This window comes from Arthrobacter sp. SDR-2R, from assembly GCF_057747955.1.
The window spans coordinates 3,363,805-3,375,876 of sequence record NZ_CM173231.1 but is presented as its reverse complement, the minus strand read 5'-3'; the positions used below and the strand labels follow the sequence as shown (position 1 = coordinate 3,375,876).

Annotated in this window: 11 protein-coding genes; 6 read left to right on the top strand and 5 right to left on the bottom strand. The window is 67.5% G+C overall.

The genetic code is table 11. The features are described 5' to 3' along the window. Positions 1–79: 79 nt before the first annotated feature. The 4 genes from AC3ANU_RS15595 to AC3ANU_RS15580 all read right to left on the bottom strand — a co-directional run bounded on the left by AC3ANU_RS15595 (position 80) and on the right by AC3ANU_RS15580 (position 2,442). On the bottom strand, positions 80–700 hold the full coding sequence (locus AC3ANU_RS15595) for a hypothetical protein (RefSeq protein WP_223994594.1): 621 nt from the start codon (positions 698–700) through the stop codon (positions 80–82). 2 nt (positions 701–702) lie between these two features. Beyond that, positions 703–1,107, bottom strand: coding sequence for a DUF4383 domain-containing protein (locus AC3ANU_RS15590; RefSeq protein ID WP_056389952.1), 405 nt, complete (start codon positions 1,105–1,107; stop codon positions 703–705). Positions 1,108–1,277: 170 nt separating this feature from the next. Further along, positions 1,278–1,823: a hypothetical protein gene (locus AC3ANU_RS15585; RefSeq protein ID WP_018771666.1), complete on the bottom strand. Its 546-nt coding sequence runs from the start codon at positions 1,821–1,823 to the stop codon at positions 1,278–1,280. A gap of 145 nt (positions 1,824–1,968) precedes the next feature. Beyond that, positions 1,969–2,442 (bottom strand): Lrp/AsnC family transcriptional regulator, encoded by a 474-nt coding sequence (locus AC3ANU_RS15580; protein ID WP_142073819.1) that lies wholly within the window; start codon positions 2,440–2,442, stop codon positions 1,969–1,971. 192 nt (positions 2,443–2,634) lie between these two features. On the opposite strand from AC3ANU_RS15580, the gene pdhA reads away from it, so the two are divergent. From pdhA to AC3ANU_RS15565, 3 genes are read left to right on the top strand one after another with little or no spacing between them, the layout of a single operon-like run. Continuing rightward, entirely contained in the window at positions 2,635–3,804 is a 1,170-nt protein-coding gene (pdhA, locus tag AC3ANU_RS15575) for a pyruvate dehydrogenase (acetyl-transferring) E1 component subunit alpha (RefSeq protein ID WP_478222081.1), read from the top strand. Continuing rightward, complete coding sequence (locus AC3ANU_RS15570; RefSeq protein ID WP_018771669.1) at positions 3,804–4,814, top strand: alpha-ketoacid dehydrogenase subunit beta; 1,011 nt, start codon at positions 3,804–3,806, stop codon at positions 4,812–4,814. Before pdhA ends, AC3ANU_RS15570 begins: the two co-directional genes overlap by 1 nt. Beyond that, positions 4,811–6,229, top strand: coding sequence for a dihydrolipoamide acetyltransferase family protein (locus AC3ANU_RS15565; RefSeq protein WP_488314829.1), 1,419 nt, complete (start codon positions 4,811–4,813; stop codon positions 6,227–6,229). Before AC3ANU_RS15570 ends, AC3ANU_RS15565 begins: the two co-directional genes overlap by 4 nt. Positions 6,230–6,237: 8 nt before the next feature. On the opposite strand, the gene AC3ANU_RS15560 is transcribed toward AC3ANU_RS15565, so the two are convergent. After that, on the bottom strand, positions 6,238–6,918 hold the full coding sequence (locus AC3ANU_RS15560; RefSeq protein ID WP_478222079.1) for an SACE_7040 family transcriptional regulator: 681 nt from the start codon (positions 6,916–6,918) through the stop codon (positions 6,238–6,240). Positions 6,919–7,062: 144 nt separating this feature from the next. On the opposite strand from AC3ANU_RS15560, the gene AC3ANU_RS15555 reads away from it, so the two are divergent. The 3 genes from AC3ANU_RS15555 to AC3ANU_RS15545 are packed head-to-tail and all read left to right on the top strand — an operon-like array spanning position 7,063 to position 12,069. Next, the gene (locus AC3ANU_RS15555; RefSeq protein WP_056389937.1) at positions 7,063–8,670 is read left to right on the top strand and encodes a carboxyl transferase domain-containing protein; all 1,608 of its coding nucleotides are present in this window, start codon (positions 7,063–7,065) and stop codon (positions 8,668–8,670) included. 7 nt (positions 8,671–8,677) lie between these two features. Further along, entirely contained in the window at positions 8,678–10,903 is a 2,226-nt protein-coding gene (locus AC3ANU_RS15550; protein WP_478222078.1) for an acetyl/propionyl/methylcrotonyl-CoA carboxylase subunit alpha, read from the top strand. Between the two features lie 2 nt (positions 10,904–10,905). Continuing rightward, positions 10,906–12,069 carry an acyl-CoA dehydrogenase family protein gene (locus tag AC3ANU_RS15545; RefSeq protein ID WP_018771673.1) on the top strand — a complete coding sequence of 388 codons (1,164 nt, stop codon included), beginning with the start codon at positions 10,906–10,908 and terminating at the stop codon, positions 12,067–12,069. Positions 12,070–12,072: the final 3 nt, after the last annotated feature.

Genomic DNA, 12,072 nt, shown 5'->3' with positions numbered 1-12,072 from the left:
AAGAGCCTCCAGCCGCATACCGCGGCCTGGAGGCTCTTTGCGTTTGCCGCCCCCCGCGCGGTTTACCGGAAGGGGGGATTCAGTGCTGGTGGTGGCCGCCCGGCGCCGGGTTCCCGTGCCCGCCGTGCGGGACGGCGTACTGGCCGGCCGTCGAGGCGGCGAGGCCCGGCGTCGCAATCCCTGCCACCAGGACGGCGCCGGCGAAAGCTCCCAGCAACAGCCGGCCCGGCCGCCCTCCGGCCCCTGCGGCCGGAACCCGCGGTTCGCGGTGCTGCCGTTCGCGCTGGAGCCACCCGAGCGACGCGAGGATCATCAGCGTGAGCAGCAACGCCGAAAGGTGGGTCAGGCTGAGGCCCGAGGCCGGGCCGGCAACGGGAGGTGATGCCATCGCGGCCAGGTGGACGGCGGCTGCACCGGCCAGCACATACCGCGACTTCCGGCCGCCCGGCAGCCGGTCCCTTGCCAGGAACACCACGGCAGCGGCGAGCAGCATCAGCCCCCAGGCCCCGGCCGCAACACCTGCGGCAACCGCTGGGGTGGCCGCAGGTCCCGCTGCTGCCGAAAAGATACTGGACGAAATGGCGAGGTTGACCGATCCCGCACCAAAGCCCGCAAACCCGGTGACGAGTCGAACAGCACTGCCCGCCTGCAGGCCTGGCTGGTCCGGCGCCATCGGCCGGACCGGTACCGGGACCGCCACGGCTAAGCCCTTGCGGTGGCCGGGGACTTGTCCAGCGACAGGCCCACGCCGAGGAGGAGTACGGCGCTGGCGAGGTGCAGGACGTTGTCGGCGCCGTTCAGGGCGATGATGTTCAGCGGCGAGTTGAGCAGGAACAGACCCACGATGCCCACCAGGAGGTAGACGGCGCCTACCGTGGCGTTCACGGTTCGGGCGGTGGCCGTTCCGCGAAGCCCGGCGAAGAGCAGCGCGGCGCCGATGGCCAGGTGGATGACGTTGTGCAGCGGATTGACTTCGAAGATGATGAGGTTCGCGCCTTCGGTGGCGGCGAAACCGACGCCGGACGTGACAGCGAAGCCCAGGAGGCCCACCAGCAGGTAGACGGCTCCGAAAACGGTGGCGACGAGGCGGTTGGGTGAGTTGCGCATGGCCGGTTCCTTCCGATAGGGCGGGCAGCAGTTCCCGCCGGATAAACAGGCCCCTGGTCGGGACCCTCGGAAGCGATTCGGATCATGGCCGCGCATGGATGGGTAAAAAGATCAGTACCCTTTCCACTTTCCCGATCGGTGCCCCGCTGCCCGGGGCGCCGGCCGTCCGGCTAGGCTGCCGGCCGCAGTTTGATGTTGGTCATCAGCAGCCGGTCCGTGCCTTCGAAGCGGTAGGCGAGGTCCACCTTCTTGCCGGTGCAGCTGATCTGGCCCACTACCTCGGCCGACTTCATCCCGTTGTCGGTGGCCACCTTGAGCTCGTTGTAGGCGGGCTGGCAGGAACTGTCCATCTCCAGGCTCTTCACCCCTGAGATGAAGGCCTCCTTGGAAAGCTGCTTCTGCAGGGCCGGGTCAAGGTATTCGTCATAGGCGCGGGAGGTGTCGCCGGCGATGACTTTCCTGGTGAAGCCGTCCGCCAGGCCCCTGGCCTGGTTGGTGGCGCTTCCCACGACGTTCACCAGGATGACGACGCCGAGGATCACCAGGAGCAGCACCCCGCCGATGCTGCCAAGGATGATCCACAGCCTCCGCCGGCTCCGCTGCCGGGGCGGTTCCCCCGGGAGGCCGAACGGGGCGGGCTGCTCCGGCAGTGCTGGAAACTGCTGTGGCGTGTAGCCCGCCCGGCCCTGCCGGTACGGATCCTGGGGACTGCTCAAAAGGGAAGCCTCTCGTCTGACAGGCGCTGTGGCGCCGGCGAACTGGCCCGGGCCTCTCCCGGCCCGGCATATGACGGAAACCAGCCTATAACCCTGCCCGCCGCCGTCGTGCGTGCAGCGCCGCGCGGAAGGTCCGGTGCCTGCGCTATGCGCCCTCCGAGCCGCGGTCCAGCAGGGGCTGCACCCGGAAGGGGATCAACTCACCCATCGCCAGGGCGGTGTCAGCCCGCTCCACGCCATCACAGGCCAGGATCTTGCCGTTGATACGGAAGAGATCCTCTGCGTCCCTGGCCACTACGCGCAGCAGCAGGTCCGCTGATCCTGTCAGCCCGTAACCTTCCAGCACCTCGGGGATGGCGGCAATGTCCTCCGCCAGCTGCCCGAGCCTCTGCTGTTGCACGTGGACGGAGATGAAAGCCATGAGCGGATACCCCAGGGCCACGGGATTGATGCGCCGTTCAAAGGACAGGAAGACGTGCTTCTTTTCCAGCTGGGCCATGCGCGCCTGGACGGTATTGCGGGACAGGCCCAGCTTCTGCGCGAGGGCCACCACGGTGCGGCGGGGATCCTGCGCGAGTGCCGACAACAGGCGGGTGTCAGTGCCATCCAAAGCTCGCATAATGCGCAACGCTAGCACGGTGCCAGCCCTCCAGACAGGGCATCCTGCTCAATAAGCGCCGCAGTGGTTGTACCCGTTGGGCATTGTGAGTAGGGTCACAGTATCTGGGGCAATGACGCCCGGAAGGCCGGTGGCGGCAGGGCCAAAAGTCCGCAAACCACGGGTCAACGACGTACGAAGGTTGCGGCAATCGTGTCTACAGACGAAACGGGCCCTGGCGGCGCAAAAACCCCCGAAAGCGCGAAAACCCCCGGCGAAGCCGGACCGGATCTCCTCCAGCTGATCACCCCGTCAGGTGAGCGCATCAGCCACCCGGAGTTTGATTTCTGGGTCCGGGACATTACCGACGATCAGTTGTGCTCCCTCTTCGAGGACATGACCGTCATCCGCCGGATCGATGTGGAGGCCACGGCCCTGCAGCGGCAGGGTGAACTGGCCCTGTGGCCCCCGCTCCTGGGCCAGGAGGCAGCCCAGATAGGGTCCGGAAGGGCGTTGCGGGCGGACGACTTCGTGTTCTCCAGCTACCGCGAGAACGGAGTGGCGTACTGCCGCGGTGTTGACCTGACCGACCTCCTCCGGGTGTGGCGGGGGAACGCCTCCGGCGGCTGGGACCCGTACAGCATCAACATGGCAACGCCGCAGATCATCATCGGCGCCCAGACCCTGCACGCCACGGGCTACGCCATGGGGATCCAGAATGACGGCGCCGACGCCGTGGCCGTCACCTACTTCGGGGACGGTGCCACCAGTGAGGGCGACCTGAACGAGGCCATGGTGTTCGCCGCCAGCTTCCAGGCCCCGGTGGTATTTTTCTGCACCAACAACCATTGGGCCATCTCCGAGCCCGTACGGCTGCAGTCCCACATCCAGCTCGCGGACCGGGCCACGGGTTTCGGCATCCCCAGCCTGCGGGTGGACGGAAACGATGTCCTGGCGGTCATGGCTGCCACCCGGCTGGCACTGGACCGGGCCCGTCGCGGCGGCGGCCCCACCTTCATCGAGGCCGTCAGCTACCGCATGGGCCCGCACACCACCGCCGACGATCCCACCCGTTACCGGGACGCCAATGAACTGGAGGACTGGGCCGCCAAGGACCCCATCTCCCGGCTGGCCGGCCTCCTGGACCGGAAGGGGATCCTGACCGCGGAGCTGCAGCAGCAGGTCAAGGACAAAGCCGATGCCGTTGCATCGGAGATGCGCCGCGGATGCACCACCATGCCGGACCCCCAGCCCATGGACATCTTCAAGCACGTCTACAGCACGCCCAATTCCTGGCTGGAACGCCAGCAGGACCATTACGCCCGTTACCTGGCGTCCTTCGGTGACCCCGACGGAGCCGTTTCCAAGGAAGGTGCACGCTGATGACCCAGTTGACCTTTGCCCGTGCCATCAATGCCGGGCTGCGCAAGTCGCTGGAAAACGACTCCAAGGTGGTCCTCCTCGGCGAGGACATCGGCGCCCTGGGCGGCGTCTTCCGGGTGACGGACGGCCTGCAAAAAGACTTCGGCAAGCACCGGGTGGTGGACACCCCGCTCGCGGAGTCCGCCATCGTGGGCACCGCCGTAGGCCTGGCCTACCGCGGTTACCGGCCCGTGGTGGAGATCCAGTTCGACGGCTTCATCTACCCGGCGTTCGACCAAATCGTCAGCCAGGTGGCAAAACTCCACTACCGCACCCGCGGGGCGGTCAGGATGCCCATCACCATCAGGGTGCCGTTCGGCGGCGGCATCGGCTCGCCGGAACACCACTCCGAATCCCCGGAAGCCTACTTCACCCACACCTCAGGGCTTCGGGTGGTGACCGTGGCCAACCCGCAGGACGCATACACCGTGATCCAGCAGGCCATCGCCTGCGACGACCCCGTGCTGTACTTCGAACCCAAGCGCCGCTACCACGACAAAGGCGAAGTTGACGAGTCCGTGGACCCGAGTTCCGCCCTGCCCATGGACAAGGCACGCGTGCTGACCGACGGCAGCGACGTCACGCTGGTGGCCTACGGGCCCCTGGTCAAGACAGCCCTGGATGCCGCCTCCGCCGCGGCGGACGAAGGCATCTCCATTGAAGTCATCGACCTGCGCTCGCTGGCGCCCGTGGACTATGAGCCCGTGGTGGCGTCCGTGCGGAAGACCGGGCGCCTGGTGGTGACGCACGAGGCCGCACAATCCGGCGGGCTGGGCGCGGAAGTGGCGGCCAGCATTACGGAGCGCTGCTTCTACCATCTGGAGGCCGCTCCGGTGAGGGTGACCGGGTTCGACATTCCCTACCCGTACTCCAAGCTGGAAATGCACCACCTGCCGGGCCTGGACCGCATCCTCGATGGCGTGGACCGCGCCCTGGGCCGCCCCAATTCCCTGAGCGGGCTGGAAGGATGAGCGCCACCATGATCAAGGAATTCCGGCTCCCCGACCTGGGTGAAGGACTCACGGAGTCCGAAATCCTCAGCTGGAAAGTGGCCGTTGGCGACACCGTCAGCCTGAACCAGGTCATCGCCGAAGTGGAAACCGCCAAGGCCGTGGTGGAGCTCCCGTCGCCGTTTGCCGGCGTCATCAAGGAACTCCACGAACAGCCGGGTTCCGTGGTGGAGGTGGGCAAGCCGATTGTCTCCTTCGAGGTGCCGGACGACGCCGGTGCGTCACCAGCGCAGGTGACCGGCGCCTTTTCGCCGGGGATGGGGGAGGCTTCCGTGCAAACTCCCAACCCAGCGGAGACGCCGAAACGGGAACCCAACCTGGTGGGGTACGGCGCCGTCGTCGAAGGTTCCGGCCGGCCAACGCGGCGGCCGCGGAACTTCGCCCCGGTGGAGGCTTCCGGGAACCTGGCGCCGGTGGTTGAACCCGCCCGGCCTGCCGATGTCCAGGTTGCCGATGTCCAGGTTGGCCATGTCCAGCCTGCCGAGCGACCCCGGTCCACGCCTCCCGTCCGCAAACTGGCCAAAGACCTGGGAGTTGACCTCGCGCAGGTGCACGGCACAGGTCCCGGCGGGCTGATCACGCGGGAGGACGTCCAGGACTTTGCAGGGCACGAGGGCGAGCCTGCTGCGCCGCCGGCCGGACCCGTGCCGGTAGCCGGTGGAACCCGGCCGGGGGAGCGGGAGACCCGGACTCCCATCAAGGGCGTGCGCAAGTTCACCGCGGCGGCGATGGTGCAGAGCGCCTTCACCGCTCCGCACGCCACCGAATTCCTCACCGTGGATGTCACGCCCAGCCTTGAGTTGCTGGCGAAACTCAAGAACAGCAGGGAGTTCTCCGGAATCAGGCTCACCCCGTTGACGCTCGCTGCCAAGGCCGTCCTGGTGGCGGTGCGGCGGAACCCGGCGCTGAATTCCCGCTGGGACCAGGACAACCAGGAGATCGTCACCTTCAACTACGTGAACCTGGGCATTGCCGCCGCCACACCCCGCGGACTGATGGTCCCCAACATCAAGGACGCTGACGCCATGGCGCTCCCGCAGCTTGCCCAGGCGCTGACAGCGCTCGCGGAAACCGCCAGGGCTGGCAAGACCCAGCCCGCTGACCTGTCCGGCGGTACCATCTCCATTACCAACATCGGCGTATTTGGCATCGACGCGGGTACCCCCATCCTCAACCCGGGGGAGGCGGCGATCCTAGGCCTGGGTGCGGTGCGGACCATGCCGTGGGAGTACAAGGGCGAGGTGGCACTGCGGCAGGTGCTCACGCTGAGCCTGTCCTTTGACCACCGCCTGGTGGACGGCGAACAGGGGTCCCGGTTCCTGGCCGACGTCGGAGCGATCCTTGCCGAGCCGGGAATGGTCCTCACGATGGTCTGACCGGGGGACTAGGCGCCCCGTTCGGCTGTAGGTGCGCTGTCCACCATCAGGGCTGCCAGTGCCATCCGTTCAAGCAGGGGGCGGGCAACCCCGGCCGTCAATCCGGTGCCGTGGCGCCGGACGGAGTGCGGCGTGGAGTTGATCAGGCCGAATGTCGCGTGGGCCCGCATGCGCAGTTCAGCCGCACCGATGCCGGGGTGCACCTTGCCCAGGATGTCCACCCAGACCTCCACGTAGCTGCGCTGCAGGGTACGCACCGCGGACTGGTCCTGCTCCGACAAGTTGCTGAAGTCACGGTCCTGCACCCGGATTACGTCCGGTTTTCCGAGCGCGAAATCCACCTGGAATTCCACCAGTTGCCGCAGGGCAGCCAGGGGATTGGGCGTGCTCTGCGCCACCCGCCGCCCGCCGTCCAGCAATTCCTGGCTCACGGTGACCAGGAGGTCGGCCAGGACGGCCTGCTTGCCGGGAAAGTGGCGGTAGACCGCAGGGCCGCTGACGCCTGCCGCCGCGCCGAGGTCCTCCAGCGAAACGCGGTTGAAGCCATTCAGCGCGAACAACGAGGCCGCGGCGGACAGCAAAGCCTGCCGCCGGTTCTCCTTGGCCTTGCCGCGCTGGGTTGTGGGAGCGGACTGGGTTGTGGGAACGGGCTGGGTGGCAGGGGCCGGCTGCACTGTATTGCTGCGCACTTTTCCTCCTTGGACCCCGCAGATTCTAGCAAAGCAGCAGTGTGTTGGACATCACAGTTAATCGAGACTAACCTGAATTTCAGTTATTAGTCACTAACCGAGTTGGCTTGGGCCGGCTTGGCCCACCCTTAGGACGGACCGTCGATGGAGACCCTGGCCACCCGGCTTGACCCCGCAAGCGAGTCCTTCCGCGCCAACCGGGAAGCGCAGTTGTCGCTCGCCGGCGAACTGCGGAAGAGGCTGGCGGATGCAGCGTTGGGCGGGCCCCGGAAGTCGCGCGAGCGGCACGTGGCCCGCGGCAAGCTCCTGCCGCGGGACCGCATCGACCAGTTGCTGGACGAGGGCAGCCCGTTCCTGGAGATCGCACCGCTGGCCGCCAACGGCATGTACGGCGATGACGCACCCGGTGCCGGAGTCATCGCCGGCATCGGCCTGGTGCACGGCCGGCAGGTCCTGGTCATCTCCAACGACGCCACCGTCAAGGGCGGCACGTACTACCCCATGACCGTGAAGAAGCACCTCCGCGCCCAGGAGGTCGCGCTGGAGAACGGCCTGCCCTGCATCTACCTGGTGGATTCGGGCGGGGCCTTCCTGCCCAAGCAGGACGAGGTCTTCCCGGACAGGGACCACTTTGGCCGGATCTTCTACAACCAGGCGCGCCTCTCAGCCGCCAAAATTCCACAGATCGCCGCCGTGATGGGGTCCTGCACGGCCGGCGGCGCCTATGTCCCCGCCATGAGCGACGAAACCGTCATCGTCCGGAACCAGGGCACCATCTTCCTGGGCGGACCGCCGCTGGTGAAGGCGGCCATCGGGGAAATCGTGACGGCCGAGGAACTCGGTGGGGGCGAGGTGCACTCCCGGGTCTCAGGCGTGACGGACCACCTGGCCGAAAATGACGAGCACGCCCTGCAGATCGTCAGGGACATCGTCTCCACCCTGCCGCCTCCCGCCGCGCCCGCCTGGCAGGTGGAGGCCGCCGTCGAACCCGCCGTGGACCCGGACGGGCTCTATGGTGCGGTGCCCACGGACGTCAATGCGCCCTACGACGTCCACGAGGTGATTGCCCGGCTGGTGGATGGCAGCAGGTTCCATGAGTTCAAGAAGGACTACGGCACCACCCTGGTCACAGGTTTCGCCCGGATCCACGGGCACCCGGTGGGAATCGTGGCCAACAACGGCGTCCTGTTCAGCGAGTCGTCGCTCAAGGGCGCGCACTTCATTGAACTGTGCGACCAGCGCGGTATCCCCCTGCTGTTCCTGCAGAACATCTCCGGCTTCATGGTGGGCAGGGACGCCGAGCAGGGCGGCATCGCCAAGAACGGCGCCAAGATGGTGACGGCCGTTGCCACCGCGCGGGTCCCCAAGCTGACCGTGGTGATCGGCGGCTCCTTTGGTGCCGGCAACTACTCCATGTGCGGCCGTGCCTACTCGCCGAGGTTCCTGTGGATGTGGCCTGCTGCCCGGATCTCGGTGATGGGCGGCAACCAGGCCGCCAGCGTGCTGGCCACCGTTAAGCGGGACCAGTATGAAGCGGCGGGGGAGGACTGGCCGGCCGATGACGAGGAAGCGTTCAAAGCGCCCATCCGGCAGCAGTACGAGGACCAGGGCAGCCCCTACTACTCCACTGCACGGTTGTGGGACGACGCCGTCATCGATCCCGCCGATACCCGAACCGTCCTGGGCCTGGCGCTCGACGTCGTCTCCCGCACCCCCCTGCCGGAGACCTCCTTCGGCCTCTTCCGGATGTGAGCCAGCAATGACCATGCAAACCAACACAGCCACTACCGGGGAAGTCCCCACCGCAACGGCCGACGGCAAGCCCCTCTTCGGCACCGTGCTGGTGGCCAACCGCGGCGAAATCGCCTGCCGCGTCATTCGGACGCTGCGGCAGCTGGGCATCCGTTCGGTCGCCGTCTACAGCGATGCCGACGCCGGCGCCCGGCACGTGCGCGAAGCCGATGCCTCCGTGCGGATCGGCCCCGCCGTTGCAACCGAAAGCTACCTGAACGCGGACGCCATCGTGGACGCGTGCCGGCAGTCCGGGGCGGAAGCGGTACACCCCGGCTACGGCTTCCTGAGCGAGAACGTGGACTTCGCCAGGGCCCTGGAAAAGGCCGGCATCACGTTCATTGGCCCGGGCGTTGAAGCGCTGAACGTCATGGGTGACAAGATCCGCGCCAAGAACCACGTGGCGGGGTACGGCGTGCCCGTCGTCCCCGGCATTGCCAAGCCCGGCATGACGGACAGCGAACTGATGGAGGCTGCTGCCGCCGTCGGCTTTCCGCTCCTCATCAAGCCGTCCGCGGGCGGCGGCGGCAAGGGGATGCACGCCGTCGAAAACCAGGCGGACCTGCCCGCCGCCCTGGCCACGGCCCGGCGCGTCGCCGCCGCCGCATTCGGCGACGACACCCTGTTCCTGGAGCGCCTGGTGACCACCCCGAGGCACATCGAGGTGCAGGTGCTGGCGGACAGCCACGGCAACGTCATCCACCTCGGCGAGCGCGAATGCTCCCTCCAGCGGCGGCACCAGAAAGTCATCGAGGAAGCGCCGTCGCCCCTGCTCGAGGGCCTGCCCAACGGCCCCGAAGTGCGCGACCGGATTGGCGAGGCCGCCTGCAACGCGGCCCGCAGCGTGAACTACGTGGGCGCCGGGACCGTGGAGTTCCTGGTCTCCGATGACGCGCCGGACGAGTTCTTCTTCATGGAGATGAACACCAGGCTGCAGGTGGAACACCCCGTCACCGAAATGGTCACGGGCATCGACTTGGTGGAATGGCAGGTGCGGATCGCAGCGGGCGGGGAGCTGACCGTCCGCCAGGCGGACGTGGAGCTTTCCGGCCACGCCGTGGAGGCAAGGGTCTACGCTGAGGTGCCCGAAAAGAACTTCCTCCCGTCCACCGGGACCGTGCTGATGCTCGACGAACTGCCCGCCGGCACCCAGGGGCGGGTACGTGTGGACTCCTCGCTGGTGGAAGGCCTGGAACTGTCGGCGCACTACGACCCCATGGTGTCCAAGGTGATCGCCTGGGCCGTGGACCGTGCCGCCGCCCTGGCCGCCCTGGATGGTGCCCTGGCCGGCTACACGGCACTGGGCATCGAGACCAACGTCGAGTACCTGCGGCTCCTGGTCAACGACTCCGACGTCAAGGCAGGGCACCTGGACACCGGGCTGATCGAACGGAAGCTGCCCGGACTGGAATTCCGGCGCATCGGGAACCCCGAACTGGTGGCCGCCGCGCTGTTCGTCCTGTCGCTGGAAGCACAGAACACCCCCGGCCCCGGCCCCGGGCGCGGGCCGTGGCAGGGCAGGAACGGCTGGCGGCTCGGCGCAGCGGCACCACGCCGGATCAGCCTGGGAACGCCCGACGGCGGCGTGGCCACCGTGCAGGTCGGCGGCAGTCCCAATGGGGGAGCCGGAGCCGTGGTCGCCGTCAGCGGCGGTCCGCAGCATCCGGCCGCCCTGCAGTGGTCCAGCCGGCAAGGCCTCGAACTTGACCTCGATGGCCAGCACCACGGCTACCGGCTGGCTGCGGACTCCACAGGGGCTGCCGTCCAACCGTGGGATAACGCGGTGCCCGACGGCCCCACACAGCTCTACCTCGGCAACGACGGCTGGTCCTGCCGCCTGGACGTACTGACCCGGGAGGCGCGGCTGGAACGCGTGCTGGCCGCCATCCAGCGGCAGGAAGGGGCAGCCGACCCGGAGGTGCGCTCGCCGATGCCCGGGACGGTCGTGGCCGTCCCGGTGGCCGACGGGGACGCCGTCCAGGCCGGGGAAGTCCTGGTTTCCGTGGAGGCCATGAAGATGGAGCACCACCTGGTGGCCCCGCTGGCCGGGACGGTCCACCTGGCCACCCGTACCGGTGACCTGGTGAAGGCCGACCAGGTGCTGGCCACCATCCATCCCGCTGCCACCGGCGTAAAAACAGACAGCACAGAAACAGCAACAGACGCAGCTGCAATCCAAGGCGAAGGAGCCTGACCATGACCGGTTTTGAACTGACCGAGGAATACCGGGACCTCAGCGACACCGTGCGCGATTTCGCGGACAACGTGGTGGCCCCGGTCTCCGCCAAGCACGACGAAGAGCACAGCTTCCCGTACGAAGTGGTGAAGCAGATGGCCGAGATGGGCCTGTTCGGGCTGCCGTTCCCCGAGGAATACGGCGGCATGGGCGGGGACTACTTCGCACTGGCCCTCGCCCTGGAACAGCTCGGCCGGGTGGACCAGTCCGTCGCCATCACGCTGGAGGCCGGGGTGTCCCTCGGGGCCATGCCCGTCTACCGCTTCGGCACGGACGCGCAGAAACAGCAGTGGCTGCCCATGCTGGCGTCCGGCCAGGCGCTCGCAGGCTTTGGACTTACCGAGCCCGAGGCCGGGTCGGACGCGGGCGGGACCAAGACCCATGCCCGGCGCGAAGACGGCAACTGGGTCATCAACGGCACCAAGGAGTTCATCACCAACTCCGGAACGGACATCACCCGGCTGGTCACTGTCACTGCCGTAACCGGGCAGCAGGAACGCGGGGACGGGACCGTCAAAAAAGACATCTCCACCATCCTGGTGCCCACCGACACTCCCGGCTTCAAGGCGGAAAAGCCGTACAACAAGGTGGGCTGGAACGCATCGGACACGCACCCCCTGACGCTGAAGGATGTCCGCGTCCCGGAAGCGAACCTGCTGGGCGTGGAAGGCCGCGGCTACGCCAACTTCCTGTCCATCCTGGACGAGGGCCGGATCGCCATTGCGGCGCTGGCCACCGGCGCAGCCCAGGGTTGTGTGGACCTCTCGGTCAAATACGCGAGGGAACGCAGCGCCTTCGGGCAGAACATCGGCAAGTACCAGGCCATTTCGTTCAAGATCGCCCGCATGGAAGCCCGGGCCCACACCGCCCGCCTGGCGTACTACGACGCGGCCTTCCGGATGCTTGCCGGCAAGCCGTTCAAGACCCAGGCGGCCATCGCTAAGATGGTCGCAGGCGAGGCGGCCATGGACAACGCGCGGGATGCCACCCAGGTATTCGGCGGCTATGGCTTCATCAACGAGTTCACCGTGGCGCGCCACTACCGCGATTCCAAGATCCTTGAAGTCGGGGAGGGCACCACGGAGGTCCAGTTGATGCTGATCGCCCGCGAACTGGGTCTGTAGGAC